21 protein-coding genes are annotated in these 18725 nt (G+C 44.3%); 1 reads left to right on the forward strand and 20 read right to left on the reverse strand.

Annotated elements, in window-relative coordinates:
- Window positions 1-56: 56 nt before the first annotated feature.
- The 19 genes from tmpA to miaA form a co-directional block, all read right to left on the reverse strand.
- Window positions 57-881 (reverse strand): ZIP family manganese transporter TmpA, encoded by an 825-nt coding sequence (tmpA, locus tag D8797_RS03115; protein ID WP_125379228.1) that lies wholly within the window; start codon window positions 879-881, stop codon window positions 57-59.
- Window positions 882-1039: 158 nt separating this feature from the next.
- On the reverse strand, window positions 1040-1258 hold the full coding sequence (locus D8797_RS03120; protein ID WP_125379229.1) for a hypothetical protein: 219 nt from the start codon (window positions 1256-1258) through the stop codon (window positions 1040-1042).
- Window positions 1259-1353: 95 nt separating this feature from the next.
- Window positions 1354-2394 (reverse strand): hypothetical protein, encoded by a 1041-nt coding sequence (locus D8797_RS03125; protein WP_125379230.1) that lies wholly within the window; start codon window positions 2392-2394, stop codon window positions 1354-1356.
- The gene (locus tag D8797_RS03130) at window positions 2391-3503 is read right to left on the reverse strand and encodes an NAD(P)/FAD-dependent oxidoreductase (RefSeq protein ID WP_125379231.1); all 1113 of its coding nucleotides are present in this window, start codon (window positions 3501-3503) and stop codon (window positions 2391-2393) included. The genes D8797_RS03125 and D8797_RS03130 overlap by 4 nt, the downstream gene beginning before the upstream one ends.
- A gap of 11 nt (window positions 3504-3514) precedes the next feature.
- Window positions 3515-4312: a Nif3-like dinuclear metal center hexameric protein gene (locus D8797_RS03135; RefSeq protein WP_125379232.1), complete on the reverse strand. Its 798-nt coding sequence runs from the start codon at window positions 4310-4312 to the stop codon at window positions 3515-3517.
- A complete protein-coding gene (locus D8797_RS03140; RefSeq protein ID WP_125379233.1) occupies window positions 4299-4988 on the reverse strand; it encodes a tRNA (adenine(22)-N(1))-methyltransferase in 690 nt (229 codons plus the stop codon). Before D8797_RS03140 ends, D8797_RS03135 begins: the two co-directional genes overlap by 14 nt.
- A gap of 121 nt (window positions 4989-5109) precedes the next feature.
- Complete coding sequence (gene yghU, locus D8797_RS03145; protein ID WP_125379234.1) at window positions 5110-5898, reverse strand: glutathione-dependent disulfide-bond oxidoreductase; 789 nt, start codon at window positions 5896-5898, stop codon at window positions 5110-5112.
- A gap of 67 nt (window positions 5899-5965) precedes the next feature.
- Complete coding sequence (locus tag D8797_RS03150) at window positions 5966-6646, reverse strand: DnaD domain-containing protein (RefSeq protein ID WP_061909295.1); 681 nt, start codon at window positions 6644-6646, stop codon at window positions 5966-5968.
- Between the two features lie 9 nt (window positions 6647-6655).
- Entirely contained in the window at window positions 6656-7597 is a 942-nt protein-coding gene (gene metA / locus D8797_RS03155) for a homoserine O-acetyltransferase MetA (RefSeq protein WP_125379235.1), read from the reverse strand.
- Between the two features lie 100 nt (window positions 7598-7697).
- The gene (locus D8797_RS03160) at window positions 7698-8210 is read right to left on the reverse strand and encodes an adenine phosphoribosyltransferase (protein ID WP_005590499.1); all 513 of its coding nucleotides are present in this window, start codon (window positions 8208-8210) and stop codon (window positions 7698-7700) included.
- Between the two features lie 121 nt (window positions 8211-8331).
- The gene (recJ, locus tag D8797_RS03165) at window positions 8332-10551 is read right to left on the reverse strand and encodes a single-stranded-DNA-specific exonuclease RecJ (RefSeq protein WP_125379236.1); all 2220 of its coding nucleotides are present in this window, start codon (window positions 10549-10551) and stop codon (window positions 8332-8334) included.
- Between the two features lie 219 nt (window positions 10552-10770).
- A complete protein-coding gene (locus D8797_RS03170; RefSeq protein WP_125379237.1) occupies window positions 10771-11823 on the reverse strand; it encodes an acyltransferase family protein in 1053 nt (350 codons plus the stop codon).
- Between the two features lie 38 nt (window positions 11824-11861).
- The gene (locus D8797_RS03175) at window positions 11862-12572 is read right to left on the reverse strand and encodes a class I SAM-dependent methyltransferase (protein WP_125379238.1); all 711 of its coding nucleotides are present in this window, start codon (window positions 12570-12572) and stop codon (window positions 11862-11864) included.
- Window positions 12573-12578: 6 nt separating this feature from the next.
- Window positions 12579-13334, reverse strand: coding sequence for an SDR family NAD(P)-dependent oxidoreductase (locus D8797_RS03180; protein WP_125379239.1), 756 nt, complete (start codon window positions 13332-13334; stop codon window positions 12579-12581).
- 24 nt (window positions 13335-13358) lie between these two features.
- The gene (locus D8797_RS03185; protein WP_125379240.1) at window positions 13359-13850 is read right to left on the reverse strand and encodes a DUF7832 domain-containing protein; all 492 of its coding nucleotides are present in this window, start codon (window positions 13848-13850) and stop codon (window positions 13359-13361) included.
- 39 nt (window positions 13851-13889) lie between these two features.
- Window positions 13890-14819: a ribonuclease Z gene (gene rnz, locus D8797_RS03190; protein WP_125379241.1), complete on the reverse strand. Its 930-nt coding sequence runs from the start codon at window positions 14817-14819 to the stop codon at window positions 13890-13892.
- Between the two features lie 10 nt (window positions 14820-14829).
- Complete coding sequence (locus D8797_RS03195) at window positions 14830-15453, reverse strand: cystathionine beta-lyase (RefSeq protein WP_125379242.1); 624 nt, start codon at window positions 15451-15453, stop codon at window positions 14830-14832.
- On the reverse strand, window positions 15446-16684 hold the full coding sequence (hflX, locus tag D8797_RS03200; protein ID WP_125379243.1) for a GTPase HflX: 1239 nt from the start codon (window positions 16682-16684) through the stop codon (window positions 15446-15448). The genes D8797_RS03195 and hflX overlap by 8 nt, the downstream gene beginning before the upstream one ends.
- A gap of 28 nt (window positions 16685-16712) precedes the next feature.
- The gene (gene miaA, locus D8797_RS03205; RefSeq protein WP_125379244.1) at window positions 16713-17597 is read right to left on the reverse strand and encodes a tRNA (adenosine(37)-N6)-dimethylallyltransferase MiaA; all 885 of its coding nucleotides are present in this window, start codon (window positions 17595-17597) and stop codon (window positions 16713-16715) included.
- A gap of 82 nt (window positions 17598-17679) precedes the next feature.
- Here miaA and D8797_RS03210 point away from each other — a divergent pair, with 82 nt between their 5' ends.
- Window positions 17680-17850 (forward strand): DUF3042 family protein, encoded by a 171-nt coding sequence (locus D8797_RS03210; RefSeq protein ID WP_005590510.1) that lies wholly within the window; start codon window positions 17680-17682, stop codon window positions 17848-17850.
- Window positions 17851-18094: 244 nt separating this feature from the next.
- On the opposite strand, the gene D8797_RS03220 is transcribed toward D8797_RS03210, so the two are convergent.
- Entirely contained in the window at window positions 18095-18493 is a 399-nt protein-coding gene (locus D8797_RS03220) for a hypothetical protein (protein WP_125379245.1), read from the reverse strand.
- Between the last annotated feature and the right edge of the window lie 232 nt (window positions 18494-18725).

The raw sequence follows: 18725 nt of genomic DNA on the forward strand, positions 1-18725 counted from the left end.
AAAAGAAAAAAGAGCGGAAATTCCGCTTCCTTCCGCTCTTTGATTCTAAGTTGGCATCACCCCAAAGCCACATCTAAGATCATCATGAGAACAAATCCCACCATGAGACCTAAAGTCGCTACATCTGTATTGCCATTGGTCTGCGAATCCGGTATCAGCTCCTCTACCACCACGAAAATCATAGCTCCTGCCGCAAAGGAGAGGGCATAGGGCAGAATTGCAGTAATGGCCATTACTGCAACAGCTCCCAGCACTGCTCCGACAGGCTCTACAATAGCTGACATGGAACACCAGTAGAAGGCTTTAAGGCGAGACTTTCCGTCCGTCCGAATTGGAATGGACAGCGCCGCTCCTTCTGGGACGTTTTGCAGGCCAATTCCTAAAGCTAGGCCAATCGCGCCGATAAAGGCCTCTGGGCTAGGATTAGCTGCCAAAGCACCAAAGGCTCCTCCGACTGCCAAGCCTTCTGGAAAATTGTGAATGGTAATGGCTAAGAAGAGCAGGGCTGTTTTGGACAGCTTCTTTCGGCTATGCTCAGAAACACTCTCAGCCTCCGAAATATCCTTGCTCAAGTGCAAGTGAGGCACTACCGCATCGATCAACCGCAGGAAAAAACCTCCCATTAAAAAACCAATCGCTGCAAGCAGCCAAGACAGCTTTCCATAAGAACTTTGCGCATATTCAATCAACGGCGCCAGAAGCGACCAAAAGGAAGCCGCAATCATAACGCCCGCCGCAAATCCCATCATAATATCCAGCAACTTGCGACTGACCTGTTTAAAGAAAAATACAACAGCCGAGCCCACAATGGTACATCCCCATGTAAAAAGCCTAGCCAAGAATGCCTGCATAACCAGAGGCTGCGATCGTAACCAGTCCATAACTTCTCCTTATCCTCTGAAATCAATCATACAAAATCGTCTTGGTTTCGCCGATACAGTGAAGTTACTCAGCAATCGACAAACCATTATATCTTATCCGATATTTCACCATTCTATTCAGTCAGATAAGATATTTTCTTCTATTTCATATATAATTATTATCTCGCATTTAAACTCCAAATCGAATAAATGCGACTTTCAATTTCACGAAATGATAAAGCCATAAACTCTTCATTTGATTCCGCTATCAACCCATGATAACCCCAGACCTTCACCCATATTTGGATCTTATCGCAGATAGTTTTTCGGTACAAATAATAACGTATACTATCAAATTCTCCTTTGATAAATACATCATTCGGTAAAAAATTTTCCATCTTTCTCTCTCCACATGGAACTAGTAACTTTAAATCATACAATTGCACAAGCACAAGCTGTAATGAAAGCAATACCCAAAAAGAGTTATTCCAACTCAATATTCTTTATTTTGGATAGAAAATCGAACGATCTGATGATTTTGAACAATGACCTCGTATTTACCAAATCCAGAAGACTTACTATGTTTCCCGACACTAATGACCATAAGGTAGCGTGCATTCGGTAGCTTCGTGAAATCTAGCTGCTCTTGTAAAATCTGCTTGATTTTATCATCATTCTTCTGGTCTTGGCCAATACTAATGATAGATCCATCATCTTGCTCCACGTTCAAAATTACCTTCATTTCAATGGCAAGAGCCTCTTTTTCCAACATGTCAGAAATAGGAATTGGATATAAGCCCTGCAAAGGCTGGCCTTCTGCCCGATTCTTTTTTATAAGAGCCTCGTATACATCAATATGTGGCGAATCCTTATCTATCATAAAATCAAGGGATTCTAGATATAGTTTCTTCTTATCCGCCCTTGTAAAGCTATCTTTTACAGTTTCTAAAGTTTCACTATAACCTGGACTCAGCTCAAGTCCCGTATAAGCTATACTAGGAAAAGCTTGATAAATCGCATATCCCTTTTCAAGCTGTAGGTCAATATCCGTTTTTCCATATTTCTCATCCCGAGAGGTGTAATACTCAATTCGGTCACCGATCTTAACCGTCTTCCCCTCAATTTCCTCAGAATACTCAGCACTGATTAAATAACCAGCAAAAGAGGTATAGTTTTTATTAGCATCTATAACTCTGACCGTTCCTTCAAATCCACTCTGCTTATAAGAACGCTGAACAGCCTGTACCATTTCATATTTCGGAACTCGTACAAAAATCCCCCATATATCTATGAAATTCAGAAACATAGAGACAAGAGCCATGAAAAAAACGATCACCACACTGGATAGGAAACAGCCCAAAACTCCAAAACCTATTTTATGTTTGTTATTCTTTGCTAGTTCCTGATTTCCTCCATTATTTTGAGCAACAAGAGGATGTTGAGAACGACTTTTGTGGCTAGTAAATAGAATAAGTGAGATTGATATTAAGATTGATATTACTAGTAAAAGTAAAACGAGGAATATTATAATCATTTGTTTTCCTTAAGTATCTTCTTCTCCACGTACCGTTCAATAGGATAGTCTGCTGGATCTAATAGCCCCGCTTTTCCCAAAGCCATCTGGGCCAATTGGCGTCCGATGAGCGGACCAGTTGTCAGACCAGAAGAACCTAGACCGCTGGCCGCGTAAACATGCGGCAAGTCTGGCACAGCGCCAAAGAAAGGAGCAAAGTCGCTGGTATAAGCCCGCGTTCCCACACGCTCGACTAGAATCTCTGCAGTAGCCAACCTCGGCAAATAAGTTTCCGCTTCTCGCTGCAACTGATCCAGCACTGTCTTATCTACTGTCAAATCAAATCCCTGATCATTTTCATGGCTAGCACCGACGCTGACCTTGCCTGCTAGAAAAGGAATGATATCCAGCTCGCCCTCAGGCATCACAACAGGGTAGTCGTCCGTCTTTTCAGCCAGTTTAAAATCACGTAGCTGACCTTTTTGCGGACGAACATCTGTCTCATAGCCCAGTGGCTGCAAGATTTCTCCCAGCCAAGCTCCCACAGCTAAAATAACACAGTCAAAGCTCCGACCATCCACCAGAAGTTGCTCTCCTTCTACTGCCAGACTTACCTTTTTCTCAACCAACTCTGCCTTGCTAGCTTTCAGAAGCGTCTCCGTCAAGAGCGCTCCCTCCACACGGGCACCGCCGGAAGCATAAAGAAGTTGATCAAAGCCTTGCAAGTTTGGAAATTTCTCCTGAGCTTCCTGACGGCTGAGAAGACTCAAGTCCCCTATTAAGGGCGACTCTTCACGACGATTAGCAGCCAAATCATAAAGTTCCTTCAGCTTGCTCTCGTCCTTTTTCAGCAGATAAACACCTGTCTGTTGGTAAAAGTCTATCTGGATTCCAGCCGCTTTCAAATCCTCAATCAAGTGCTGATAAAAATCAGCTCCCAGACGCGCCATCCTATACCAAGCCTTATTGCGACGCTTGGAAAACCAAGGACTGATAATGCCAGCGGCTGCCTTGGTTGCCTGCCCCTTGCCGTCATCAAAGACAGTCACTTCAACATCTGGGGATTTGGACAAATAGTAAGCCGCTGTTGAGCCAACAATCCCAGCTCCAATCACTGCTACTTTTTTCATGTCGCTCCCTCTCAAATATGTCGGAAAGGATTGGTCGAAGCCTGACTAGCCAGAATTTCAATCTCCCATCCCTCTTCTGCCTTCCAAGTATCAAATTTTTCTTTTAATTTTTCCGTAAAAAGAACTTCGATATGATGTCCAGGATCCAGCGCCAAAAGCCCCTCTGTCAGCATTTCCTGAGCTGTATGATAGTAAATATCACCAGTGATGTAGACCTGCGCTCCCTTAGCAATGACCTCCGGATAAAAGGACTGACCGCTGCCGCCACAAATAGCCACACGCTCAATGATACGTTCGAGATCCGCTTCTTCATAAGTAACCAGACGCAAACTATCTAGTCCAAAACTTGCCTTGACCTTTGCCGCAAAGTCCCCAAAGGTCTGAGGAGCAATCCTCCCCACACGGCCAATACCGTGTTCAGGGCTTGTCTGACTGAGAAAACTCGTCTCCTCAATATCCAATAGCTGACAGAACCAGTCATTAAGCCCGTCCTCCACGACATCAATATTGGTATGGCTAACATAGACAGCAATATCATGCTTGATGAGGTCTAGAATGATTTGATTTCGCACCTTATCTGCCACTAGGTTCTTGAGCGGTCGAAAAATAGGCGCATGCTTAACGATAATCAGTCCAACACCTGCCTCGATAGCCTCTGCCACCGTTTGCTCACGAATATCCAATGCCACTAGAACCTTGTCCACTTCTTTGTCCAAAGTTCCGATTTGCAGGCCTGAAATGTCGCCCTCCATGGACAGTTCTTGCGGGCAATAGGCTTCATAACGGGCGATGATTTCACTTGCTAACATGGAGTACCTCCTTGATACTTTCGATTTTTTGGGACATAGCAGAGCGTTCTAGCTCATTTTTTTCTGGGATATGAACTAGAGCTCCTTCAAATTTCTTCAGTTCTCTCTGCCATCTTAACTGAAAAGCAGGTGACTGTTGCTTCATCAGAAAAGGACCAAAACGCTTTTCTTGCTCTGTCAGAGTTTGTTGACCTGATTCTGCTACCAGGATTTCGTAAAACTTACCAGCCTCTTCTAAGATATCCTCAGCCAGCAAACGAAAACCGTTAGATACCAGCCAGCTGCGAAGTTCATCCTCTCGGTTATTGGGCTGCAAAATCAAGCGGGAAACGGACGCAAGCTTAGCTTTGCCATTTTCCAAAATCTCTGAAATCAAGCGACCGCCCATGCCAGCGATGACGATGGTGTCAATCTGATCTACCGCTTCAAAAGCCGCCAGACCATTGGCCAAGCGAACCTCAATCTGCTCCGTCAGCCCATGCTCTGCCACATTTTTCTGGGCAGACTGAAAAGGCCCCTCTACCACTTCTCCGGCCAGAGCCTTCTCAATCCGTCCCTGCTGAATCAAGTAAATAGGCAGATAGGCGTGATCGCTCCCGACATCCAGCAGCTTTGCCCCATCTGGTACAAAAGCAGCCACTCGCTCCAAGCGTTGGGAAATAGTCTTTTTTTGCATTGCTTACTCTTTTCTATACATTCTTCTATTCAGTATATCATTTTTAAGGGTATAAAAAAAGCAGCGGAGGAAAAATCAGCCTGTTGATAAGCCGATTTTTGTATCGCCACTAGTCACTTTTTTATTTAATTTCTTGATACTCGGCAGCTAAACCGCGCTGGACTGCTGGACGGGCCGCAATCTTCTCTGCCCAAGCAACTAGATGTTTGTAAGATGTAACATCTAAGAACTCCGCTGCGCCTGTATAAATCTTGTCCTGCACCAACTGCCCATGCCAAGACCAGATAGCAATATCAGCAATACTGTAGTCATCTCCAGCGATATAAGCTTTCTTGGCTAATTCTTTGTCCAACAAATCTAGCTGTCGCTTGGCTTCCATCGTAAAACGGTTGATCGGGTATTCTAGCTTTTCTGGTGCATAGTTAAAGAAATGACCAAATCCGCCCCCCAAGAAAGGCGCCGCGCCTGTCTGCCAGAAGAGCCAGTTGAGCACCTCCGTCCGACCAGCCAAATCTGACGGAATCAGCTTTCCAAACTTCTCTGCCAGATAAAGCAGGATATTTGCTGATTCAAAGACGCGAATCGGCTTATAACCTGACTGATCCAACAAGGCCGGAATCTTGGAGTTGGGATTGATTTTCACAAAATCTGAGCCAAACTGCTCGCCATCCATGATGCTGATCTTATAAAGGTCATAGGCCGCCTCTGTCACACCTGCTGCCAATAGTTCCTCCAGCATAATGGTCACCTTAACGCCATTTGGAGTCCCAAGTGAATAAAGCTGAAAGGGCTCTTTACCGACAGGAAGGTTTTGTTCAAAACGCGCGCCCGCAGTAGGCTGATTGATACCTGAAAACTTTCCTTGGTCACTGTCCGCAGCGGACCAGACTTTTGGTAATTGATAGGTCATACTTTTCTCCTTTTTTATAAAACCAAGGGCCTGTCGTATCTAACAGGCCACTGTTAATCTAGCAAATTCAGTCCTTCCACAAATTCATGGCATTAAGAAAATCATCCGAAACCGTTACATTCTGTGGATTACTTGCTTCACGCTCCGCCCGTTTGGCTTCTACTTGAGCTTGGGTTGTAATACCTTCCCGCCGCCAATTACGCAAGATTGCCTGGATATATTTCCAATTAGGCTTGCCATTGAAAACCGCTTCGCGTAAGGCAGCCTTGACCAAATCTGGATTGGTTTGATCGTCCTTAATAGTCTTGGTCAAATCCTCAATTTCAAAGGGAGTCAAAAGACGACCCAGCTCTTGCTGGAAGGTTTCAACCAGTTCCTTGAGAAGATTGCCATCAGACGCTGGCCTTGACCCTGTAGGACTGGAAGTGCCTAGAATCTCGTCTAGCTTTTCTAAGGCTGGCGAAGCATCAAAAATTGCCTCGATTTCCCCATTCAGTTCAATGGTTCTGTACTGGAGCAAGCCTTTTTCCGTCAGATGGGACATGGAGCGATTGACCTCGGATAAGGTCTTGCCAATATACTCCGCAATCTGACTGGGCGCAAATTCCTCCAATGAAGTGGTATTTTGCAAATAGAAAAACTGCCAGACCAAAAAATCATCACTGGAATCAAAAATGTCTTTAAAATGCAAAAAGAGGGCACTTGGAAGAACCAAGTTGCCATTTTTGTAAGCTGCTAAATAAGTCATAGTACCTCTTTATAAATAAGCAAAGAAGGATGCATCATTCTCTGGACTTTGCCAATCAAATGGCGTTTCTTGATAGACTGCATAATTGACCCAATTACTGAAAAAGAGAGCTGCCGCCAAACTCCAGCGCAAACAAGGTGTCGCATTCACATCATCATTCTTGAAGTAATTCTCAGGAATATGAGGATCCTTGCCCGCTTCCAAGTCACGGAAATACTCCTTGGCAAGGGTATCACGGTCGTACTCCATATGACCGAAGCTATACACCTCTCGCAAGTCACGGCTTGCCAAAACAGACAAGCCAGTCTTTTCGCCCTCAGAGAGAATTTCTAGATTGGTCAGATTCAGAATGTCTTCCTTCAGCACTTCTGTATGCCTTGAATGAGGCGTGATAAATTCATCATCAAAACCTCTAAAAAGCAGATTATTGCTTGGAGTTGACTGCTCGTAAACACCCGAAAGTTTCTCTTCCATCTGGTGCTTATCCACGCCATAGCGGGCATAAAGCCCAGCCTGAGCCCCCCAGCAGATATGCAAAGTCGAAAAGACATGAGTCTTGGACCATTCAATCACTTGCTGGAATTCCTCCCAATAGTCTACTGCCTCAAAGGGTAGATGCTCTACTGGCGCTCCTGTGATAATCAAACCATCAAAGAAACGATGTTTGACCTCCTCAAAAGTCTTGTAAAAGGTCTGCATGTGTTCCACTTGGGTAGTCTTTGACGTATGAGAAGTCATATAAAGAAACTCAATGGTCAGCTGCAAGGGCGTATTGGCCAAATGACGCAAAATCTGAGTTTCCGTCACCATTTTCTGGGGCATGAGATTGAGTATCAAGATATTCAAGGGGCGGATATCCTGATGATCTGCCCGGTCATCATCCATGACAAAGATATTCTCAGAGCTTAAAATTTCAACTGCGGGAAGCTTCTTATCAATCTTGATAGGCATGAAAATATCTCCTTTTGTTTAATATACCTATTATACTCAAAGGAGATATAGTTTTCAATTATACTTTTTCTCTAACTAGATATAGTAATAAGCTATATCTTTAGTAGTGCATCAATACTTTATAGTCATAATCGCCGATTGCTTCGCGACCTTTGAGCTCATCCAACTCGATGAGGAAGGCACAGCCAGCCACTACGCCACCAAGGCGCTCAATCATTTCAATGGTCGCCTTAACTGTTCCACCAGTCGCAAGAAGGTCATCGACAATCAGAACGCGTTGACCAGGTTTGATCGCATCCGCATGCATAGTCAGAGTATCTACACCATACTCTTTTTCATAGTCAGCTGAGATAACTTCACGAGGAAGTTTGCCAGGCTTACGGACAGGAGCAAAGCCAACTCCTAATTCAAAGGCAACTGGACATCCTACGATAAAGCCACGCGCTTCTGGACCGACGATCATGTCGATTTCCTTGTCAGTCGCATATTGAACAATTTCACGAACAGCATAGCTGTAGGCATTTCCATCAGCCATCAAAGGGCTAATATCACGGAAGAGAATCCCTTCCGTTGGGTAGTTTTCAATGGTTGCAATATAATCTTTTAAATTCATAATGTTCTTTCTTTCAAAAAATTTTTTACTCTCTATTATACCATGTTTTATCCAAAAAGGCTCTAACAGTCTTTCAATTTTTTTAGATATGAAAGATTTGTAAAACAAGGAGGCCTTTTCCCTAGCAATCCATGAGATAGTCATAAATCTCCTGCACAGTGCCCAGAGCCATGAGTTCTTGTTCTTTGACTAGGCGCTTGAGGTCTTGGTAAATAAGACTGCTATCAATTTCTTTCTTTTCAGCTTCCTTATTGACCGTCATGACACCTTCGGTGATGCTGACAAAGCCCAACTCTTCAAAAATCTGAATCATTTTGACCAAGAGAATTGGGTCGATTTTCAGATAAGCCGCCAACTCTTTAAGTTTATAGCGAACATCAAACTCAGGGAACTGGTAGATTGTCTTGTAAAGTTTAGCAAATTGCTCACGAGTACCATAGCCGGTCAGATAGTAAGGTTTGGCAATCTCATTCTTAAAGTAAATCGCATCGAAATCCTGAGATTGAAGAATCGTCTTCAAGTCCTGCAAGTCATCAGGCAGGTCATAAACCACAACTGCTCTGCTATTTGTCAAATCCGGCAATTCCTCTGTGAAACGCAAGACTGGAACCTTGTCAGGCAGCGTCGCATTTTTGCTACGGATATTGAAAAGCTGTACGCCGTCCACACGAGCATCTACCAGCATGAGCTGGAGACTGGTCTGTCCATTCCATTTATTGACAGAGAGGCTGACAGCTAGCTCTAGATTCTTGGTTTGGGCAAACTCTGTCGCCAGGCTTCCTTGCCCAAAAGCTACTACTTCGAAAGATGCGGCTTCCTGAGAAATTTTCAGCTTGAGATGGCTATTGCCAGCCCCCATAGTCCGAGCATTGTCCACTTTAAAGTCCTTGAGATAAAAAAGCGGCTTCTTATTGTCCATGCCAAAAGGCGCAAGTTTTTCGAAGCTTTTGAGCGTATCCAAGGTCAGTTCTGGCAAGTGCAGCTCCTCATCTAAATACAGGGCTGTTTTTCCAGTCAAATCCAAATCATTGTCTAAGATGTAAGCTGTCAGGATATCTGCAAGCTCCGTTAGTTTGTCTGCTTCAAGAGTCATTCCAGCCGCTCCAGCGTGCCCGCCAAAGGCTAGAAAGAGATCACGATGACTGTCCAAGGCCTCAAAAATATTGACCGCTTCAATACTGCGGGCGCTGCCCTTAGCGATACCATCCTCGATATTAAGCACTATGACTGGCTGGTGCAGTTCTTCCAGCAAGCGCCCAGCGACAATCCCTAGCACACCAGGATTCCAACCTTCCTTAGCCAACACCTGCACTGGTCTCTTAGGATCCAGCATGGTTTGTGCTTCTTCATAAATCTGCTGGACGATTTCCTTGCGCTCGTCATTTTTTTGGTTGACCATGAGCGCAATGTCGCGAGCTTCTTCGTCGTCAAAGCCTGTCAAAAGCTCAACTGCTGGATTGGGATCATCCAGCCGTCCCAAGGCATTGAGTCGGGGAGCAAGCTGAAAGCCAACCGTTTCTTCATCTAGTTCGTCCGGCTGAATGCCTGCGATTTTGAAGAGTTCCTGAAGACCCACCCGCTGGGTATTTTTGAGGACGGAGAGGCCATATTTTACTAAGATCCGATTTTCCCCCGTCAGACTGACCATATCGGCAATGGTACCGATAGCAACTAAGTCCAAAAGTTCGACTTGGACTTCTTCCAGCAAGGCAGTTGCCAGCTTAAAAGCCACCCCACAACCAGCTAGATGCTTGAAAGGGTAATCCGCTCCGCTATGTTCCGGATGGACGATAGCATAGGCGTTTGGCAGCTCCTCAGGCATGGAGTGGTGGTCCGTCACGATGACATCTACGCCCAGAGACTGGGCTAGCTCAATAGCTTCAAGTCCTGCCACCCCATTATCCACTGTAATAATGAGCGAGATACCTTGATTTTCAATAAAATACTTGTAAACACTGCTATTAGGACCATAGCCATCCGTAAAGCGATTGGGCAGATAGACCTGACACTCAGCCCCCAGCTGCTCCAAGGCTTCCTTGACAATCGATGCCGAGGTCATGCCATCAGCGTCATAATCACCATAGATCAAAATCTGCTCATAATTCTCAATCGCTGAGCGAATGCGATCCACTGCCCGCTCCATATCATTCAGGTCATAAGGATCGTGAAGCTGGTCTAAACTAGGCTCCAAAAATTCCTGTAAAGCCTCCTCAGTCTGCACACCTCTTTGGTAAAGAAGACTGGCAGCTGCAGGCTCTAATCCAGCTTTTTTAGCCTTTTTTAAAAATTTTTCGTCTGTAAAATTTGTGGCAAACTGCCAGTCATATTTTGAGCTAATCATGATAAGTGAAACACTCTCTCCGTTCAATCTTGTCTGAATATTATAACATGAAAAAGCGACAGAACAGAAGAAAAAGGCACGGAATATTTCTTCTGTTCTATCACTTTATGTTTTACTTCCTCAATCGGTTAAAATTCGAGCAAGGTTAATTTTGCTGGATTTTCGCTTACCAGCTAGAACTTCTCCAATCGGCAGATCCTACTTACTAGCTTTCTTTCGCTATCCTATTTCCTTTGTCAGTCTTTGCTTCAAGAACAGGCGCTTCCGAGCCAATAAAATGACTTCTGCGCTTAGATGAGTCAAGAGCAAGGTTAGCAAAAAGGCAATCCTTCCCTGCTGCCATTTGGCAAAATTGGTCTTTTGGAGCAGATAAAAAGAAGATTCTATAAAAATCGGATGCAAAAAGAAATACAAAACGCTCAATTCTTTGAGGTGATACAGATGCCAGTTTTGACCAATTCTTGTACGCAAAATCCAATTCACTAGAAATAAAGCAAAGAGAGGCAAAGCCAAGAAGAAGTTTTTGTCAATCCCCTGATGGATAAAAACAATCCACCCATCTAGCAACAATAGAAGACCGGATAAAAATAGCTTTTTCCCATAATCTTTCCTAAAAATGCTAGACTGCTGATAATCATAAAGAAGATAGCCCAAATAAATAAAAATGGGAGTATAGAAAATACCGTTTCGGGTGGTGAAGAAAACTTTAGCATAGACATCAAATGAATGGGTAAGCCAGCTATGTGAGAAATAAGCGTAGTATGTCTCAATGGATCCCACTACATAAAGCAGGAGTAAAAATATCCCCGTCTTTCTAGCACCCCATTTTCTATAAACATAGTGGACAAGTAAAAGCCCCAAGAGAAAGGCGGGAATGTACCAAAGTTGATAACATAAGCCGATATACAAAAGCCCAGCCAACAAGGCCAAAGGAGCGTAATGTTTCTGAACTGGCAAGGTCCAAAAATACGCCAAGGCATAAGGAACATAAATCCCGCTCCACAAAAGATACTGCTTCAAAATACGCTTAATGTACAGCTTCATGTCCTGCTTCTTAGCCAAGCTGGATTTTAGCATAAAAGCTGATGAAATCAGGAAAAAAGGCACTGCCATACGACCAAACATGCTTTTCTGAGTAAAATGTAAAACTTCATTTTCAAAAAGTCGCTGACAATGCACCAAGATTACCAAAATTGAAGCCATGTACTGAAACAAACTGAGCATAGCGTAGTTGACCGGTTGCTCAGGCTCTCTGACATTTCTTTCTGCCATAAATACTCTCCCTAGGAAGACGTGCTTAATAAATAGATTTAGCGCTGGCTCAGCCAAACATGCTGAAAGGCAGCAATGTCTCGATAAGGTGATTGGTTGCAGACAGCCAGCTCCATCTCAAGCATCTTTTCAGCCCAGTCAGGGGCAGTTTTGTAGTCATTGGATTGCAGCCCGTAAAAAATCCGTACTCCCTGATAATCCTCAACTTCTAATGGCAAATCTGAAATCACTTCCTGAACCTGATAGACCTTAGCAGCACCCATGCTGTGGGTTTCATATTCCTGACCTGCCAAAAGCTGCTGGGCCTTTTCTGGGTCATTTTCAAAAACCACTGTATGCATAATTCGCCCAACCTCGTGATGCTTGACCAGAGAAATTTTGCCGTCCTTTTTTAAGAGGCGGGAAAATTCTGCTAAATAGAGAGCTGGCTCAGACACATACTCTAAAACATTATGACAGATGACGACATCAAAAGACTGATCTGGCAATGTTTGCAGAACCTCTAGGCTGCCTTGCAATTGCGCATAGGAAAAGTCCTGCTTGCGCTCAGCAATCATTTCTAAGTTCGGCTCGATGGCGGTCACTTGGTTCTTTTCCGCTAGAAAATCAGCCACAATCCCAAAACCGCTACCGAAATCAAGGATTTTCTGACCCTTCAGTGATTTAAGAAAAGCAAAAACAATATCATACTGAAGTTTGCCCCAAGGCGCCTGCAGATGAGCCTTGTAAGCTTGTAGATTAGCTGTCATAAAACCTCACTTATAGTTAAACATATTGGCCGCCATTTTATCGGCAATTCTTGGAAAAAGGGTATAGAGCTTGTGGGCAAGATTGAGAATCCCAGGTAGATTCATTTCCCGCTTCTTTTTGCCAAAAGATTTGACAATTTTGCCTGCTACAAAGTCTGGCTCAAGCATATATTTGTCGACTGCTTTCACATAGGAACCATCAGGATCTGCCTGATCGAAAAAGGCTGTTTTGATAGGACCGGGATTTACCGTCGTGACATAGACACCAAAAGGCAGGAGTTCCAAACGCAGGGCATTGGAAAAACCAATAGCCGCAAACTTAGTCGCCGAATACAGACTAGACTTGCTACTTGCAATGAGGCCGGCCATACTAACGATATTAACAATATGGCCTCGGCCTGCCCGCTTCATGCGAGCCCCAAAGATACGGGACAGATTCATCAGGGCAAAGGTATTGACCTCAAACATAGCCTCGATATCGCTTGATCTGATTTTGTCAAATTCTTCAAAAATTCCATAGCCAGCGTTATTAACTAGGACATCGACATGACCATATTGTCTGTCAATCTGTTTAGCAAATCTTTCCAAAGCTGAGCTGTCAGTGATATCCAGCTCGACTAGGTTAAGATTTTCCCTTTCTCCATATAGTTTTTCCAGCTTAGCCTTGCTCCGTCCGACCAAAATCAGTCGGTCATGGGGCAAGAGCTTAACCATTTCCTGAGCCAGCCCACCGCTAGCCCCTGTGATGATGATGGTGCGCATTGTTATGCCTTTCGTGTTGTTAATTTAATGAAATCTTTTTCCAACTAAATAGTCAGCATAAGCTTGATCAATGACCGGAGCAAAAAGATGATAATCCTCCCAGCTACCTAAAAATTCCAAAGGTAGGTCGTACAAGTCATTGACTACAAATTCGGAATAATCCTTCATGTACTGATGTTCATAATAATTGTTCACAAAAGCCTGAAAGTCCTTTTTGACATCCATTGTTCCTAATTTTCCGTCACACCAGTCTAGAACATAATCCACACCCAAAGTTTGCTCGTCTTTGACACTTTGGAGTGGTGCTTCTTCATCAGGAGTCATCATTTCTTTTGCATCATGCTGGATGAGCCAAGTAACGAAAAAGCCAATATGATTCGCAGCCCAACGATGAACCTCTCGATAATCATCTTTTGTTAATTCTTCATTTTGTAATTGGTAGCTATAAAGATAGTTGGTTAATGCATCCTCAAAATACCAATCAGCTTTATCGAATAAACGATTTTCAACTGTCATCTTATTTTCCTCTCAACGAAACTGTCCGAGACTGTAAAATTATAACTCAACCTCTTCCAAGTCCTTGACCACATGGACATTGTCAAAGACAGCACTGGCATCGCGCCGCATTTGGCTAATGTCTTTCGATAAGAATCGTGCGCTAACATGATTGAGCAGGAGGCGTTTGACACCAGCTTCTTTGGCTACCTCTGCGGCTTGCATATTGGTCGAATGACCATGCTTGCGGGCCATCTTTTCATCTCCCTTGCCATAGGTCGCTTCATGAACCAGCACATCTGCCGCCACAGCCAAGCGAACACTTGAGTCAGTCTTTCTAGTGTCACCCAAAATGGTAATGGTCTTACCTGGGCGAGGAGCTGAGATGTAATCAGCCGCGACAATCTTCGTGCCATCTTCTAGGACGATATCCTGACCATTCTTGACTTTTCCAAAGAGAGGACCAAAGGGAACACCCGCCTCGCGCAGCTTATCGGCATCCAGCGTTCCTTCCAAATCTTTCTGCATCACCCGATAACCCACGCAGAAAATCGTGTGGTCTAGCTTATCCGCATAAACAGTGAACTTGTCCGTCTCCAAAATCTTACCCAGACTGTTTTCATCAAACTCATGAAAATCAATCCGATAAGGCAGGCGAGAACCAGACACGCGCAAGCTTGTCATCACAAAGCTTTTGATACCGACTGGCCCATAAATTTCCAAATCCGTCTGCTCTTCATTGGCCTGAAAAGCTCGGCTAGAGAGAAAACCCGGCAAGCCGAAAATGTGGTCACCGTGCAGGTGCGTGATGAAAATCTTTGAAATCTTACGAGGTTTGATGGTAGTTTCCAAGATTTGATTCTGGGTGCCTTCACCGCAGTCAAACATCCAGACCTCATTGATTTCCTCCAAAAGCTTGAGGACAAGACTAGACACATTGCGAGCCTTGGACGGCTGACCGGCTCCAGTTCCTAAAAATTGTAATTGCATATTTTTCTTTCTAAATGATATAAATCATGGCAGAGCGATTCTGCGAGTGATAGTATTTCCTGCCAGCATAGGACTGGGCCAGCTGACTGACTTCATCTTGATTGTAGCCTAGAACTCTCTGGCTGCCATCCGCCAGCTGCTGCCAGTCGGTCAAGGCAGTCAGCGCCTGACTTTCCACGACTTGAGATTCAGCTTTGAGAGGTATCATTTTTATTCTCCCAGCTTCTTCGTAGACTAAGTACTGTGGAAAGACTTGGGCGATTTCAAAGAGCAAGTCAGCTGTTACTGGCTCTGGATTTTCAGGAAAGACCAAGCCGACCTCCTCGCTCTCATAGCAAAATCCGTAAGACTTGCCAGAAAGATTGAGGCGGACAAAAGGCTTGCTTTCTACAAAGCTAGGCTCCGCATTCCATAAGTCCAGCGCTTGGCTAATTTCTAGAAAATAAGCCGTTGCGGCTTCCGGACTTTTCTTTTGATAAAGCTCAGCAAAGTAAGCATTGATAACGCTGGGTGGCGGTGTGATAAAGCTCAGCTTCTGCTCTTCTGTCAGGCCAGCCAATACTTGCTCTAAGTACACCCTGTCTAGGCTAGTAAAACCACCGTATTTGAGGGCCAAATCTATATAATCAGTCATAAAATTCTTCCAGTTTCCATTTATTTTTTTCGGCAATCCAGCCTGAAATGACTTCGACGTCGTCTATGTATTCTCGATTTCCGATAATTGCGACTTTTTCTAAATCATGAATCTTGTAGGCCTTAGCCGGAGCTACCTTGATGGTAAAAGGCACAAAGAGTTCTTTCATCCGCTCCAGCAGGACTTGCTGCAAAAGAGCTCTGCTATTATCCGCTTTAGCCGAAATCAAAGAATAAGGAGTCAAGGTTGGGGTGAAACCCTCCGCCTTGTCTGCTTTGTTATAGAGGGTTAGCCGGGGAATATCCAGCATGTCCAGCTCTTTCATGATGTCGAGGACGGTTTTTTCATGCTCCTCATGATGAGGGTCGCTGGCATCAATAACATGGACTAGCAAATCGACATTTTTACTCTCTTCCAGTGTGGACTTAAAGCTAGATACCAGCTCTGTCGGCAAATCCTGAATGAAGCCAACTGTGTCCGTCAGAGTGACATTGAGCTGGCCACTGAGGTTGATGTTCTTAGTCGTGGCGTCTAGCGTCGCAAAAAGTTCGTCCGCCTCATACTGGCTCTTGCTGGTCAAGCAGTTCATGATCGTAGACTTGCCAGCATTGGTATAACCGATGAGACCGATTTTGAAAATGCTGGACTCTAGCCGTTTTTCACGAACGGTTGCCCGATTTTTCTCCACTGCCTTGAGCTGGCGCTCAATATCATGAATCTGATTGCGGACACTGCGTCGATTCAGCTCCAGCTGGCTTTCACCAGGACCACGTGAGCCAATTCCACCTGCCTGACGGCTGAGCATAATGCCCTGGCCAACCAAGCGAGGCAGCAGGTACTTGAGCTGGGCCAGATGCACCTGCAGCTTGCCCTCATGACTCCTAGCTCTCATGGCAAAAATATCCAAAATCAGCTGCATACGGTCAATGACCTTGACGCCCAAGCTTTCTTCCAGATTGACATTTTGGCGAGGTGTCAGACGGTTATTGACAATGACGGTCGAAATCTCTTCGGCATCAACCATCTGCCGGATCTCTTCTAACTTACCAGAACCGACAAAGGTCTTGCTATCATACTTTTCCCGCTTCTGACTATAGGAGCCGACTACCTCAGCTCCAGCAGTCTTAGCTAGACTTTGCAGCTCCTCCATGGATAGGTCAAAATTTTCCGTGTCTGCTAGTTCCACACCGACCAAAAAGACACGCTCTACTTTTTTCTCTGTTTCTATCATCTCATATCCTTACTAATTGGTCAGCCAGCTACTTGTCCAAAAACTTCCTGATGTCCTCCATGACCTGATTTTTATAGTCTGGATTTCCCACCTGATAAAAGGTCACGGACATCCGGTTTCGAAACCAAGTCAGCTGGCGCTTGGCAAAACGGCGGGTATTCTGTTTGAGCTTATCCACCGCCTCCTCTAGGCTTATCTGGCCTTCAAAGTAGGGAAAAAGTTCCTTGTAGCCGATGCCCTTGCTAGCTTGACAGGTTGGAGCCTGCTCATACAGCCAACGGGCTTCTTCTAAGAGTCCAGCTTCTAGCATCAGATCTACTCGCTGATTGATTCGCTCATAAAGTGTTTGTCTTTCATCATCTAGACAAATCAGCAGTGCTTCATAGTCTGGTTGGCTGTTTTCTAGCGAACCTCCCAGATGGGCAATCTCAAGCGCCCTCATAGCTCTGCGTCGATTTATCTGTGGAATCTCGATACCCAGCTCTGCTATTTTCCCAAACAAATCCTCATCCGACCAAGTATCCAGCTGCGCCCGATAGGCCAGAATCTCCTCGTGCGAAACAGAGCCGCCCAGATGATAGCCTTCGAGCAAGCTCTGGATATAGAGCCCTGTGCCACCGCAAATGATGGGAAGCTGACCTTGAGCCTCAATCTCACGAATGGCTTGAGTCGCCTCAGTCACAAAGTCATAGGCCGAATAGCTTTCTCCAACCTCCCGCACATCCAGCAGATGATGGGGAATGCCCTCCTGCTCCTCCGGACGAATCTTAGCTGTTCCAATATCCAAGCCACGATAAACCTGCTGGCTATCACCGCTAATGATTTGGCCATTGAAGCGCTTGGCTACCTCGATACTCAGAGCCGTTTTTCCGACCGCCGTCGGCCCCACTATCACAATTATTTTGGTTTTCATCTTTTTTCCTTGAAAAAATTTTGATTTTTCGTTACTATTAATTATAACATAAATAATAAAAGTTCAGAAAAGGAGAAATCACATGGCTAAAGGATTTGGAAAAGGCGTTCTTACAGGTGTAGCAGGTACTGTCGCTGCTCTTGCTGGTGCAGTCTATGCCTTTAAGAAAAAAGTCATCGAACCTGAGGAACAAAAAGCAGCTTTCATCGAAGAAAACCGTAAGAAAGCCGCTCGCAAACGTGTAGCACACTAAGCTTGCATATTTTACAAAAGAGAGTGGGACAGAAATTGGTCATTCGTTAGAATTCGATTTTGTCGTCCCACCTCCGCACAGTTGAGTAGGGCTGTAAAAGCTGATGAAGTCAGCGCAGTAGAGCCCACTCAACCACTGCGTCTTGCTCGACATTCCAAAGACAATTGAGAGGCTAGGACTTTTGTCCCAGCCTCTTTTCTTTTGTAGAAAACAGCAAGCTGAATAACTGCTACAGATAAAACAATTAATCTTTTACATCAGTCTCTTTTTTAGATGGCTGAATGCCATGAGAGCTAAAGATATAATTGCTTAAGAGCGAAAATACTAACAACCCAAGCACAAAAAACAAATCATAAGTGGGGTCAGAAGACAGGGACACGAAAGGAATTGCAAGACACAAAATTGTGACATAAAAGATTTTCAACTGCTTGATATAAAGCCAGAAGAGTTCAATACTCCGACTGCCACTGATCTGCGACTTAGACTTACTTTTCGCGTACCAAATGATAAAGGCTTCCGCATAACAGAATAAACTTAGCAAAAAGACCATGCTCCCAAAGCGAATCCGCAGCAGAACTCCCACTGCTAACAATAAGATGAAACCTAAGCTCGTAGCAACTACTGCTCGCCTACTATTAGTCATAAAATCAACTCCTTTAAAGGATAAATTCAAAGAATGTCTTTAACAGTTTTTTTCTTTTTATTCTCAAGTAATCAAAAAATTAATCCTTATTTCTATGATGAGAACTAAAAAATATAAGCAAAACCATTAAAAACGAGACAATTAGACCTACCGTAGTTTGGTTTAAAAACGGATAATTAAAAAATAAATAATTACAGAGTGTTAATAATAGACCTCCTGCCGTTAGCATAAA

It is taken from the genome of Streptococcus cristatus, from assembly GCF_003944225.1.
Classification (GTDB): Bacteria; Bacillota; Bacilli; order Lactobacillales; family Streptococcaceae; genus Streptococcus; species Streptococcus cristatus_K.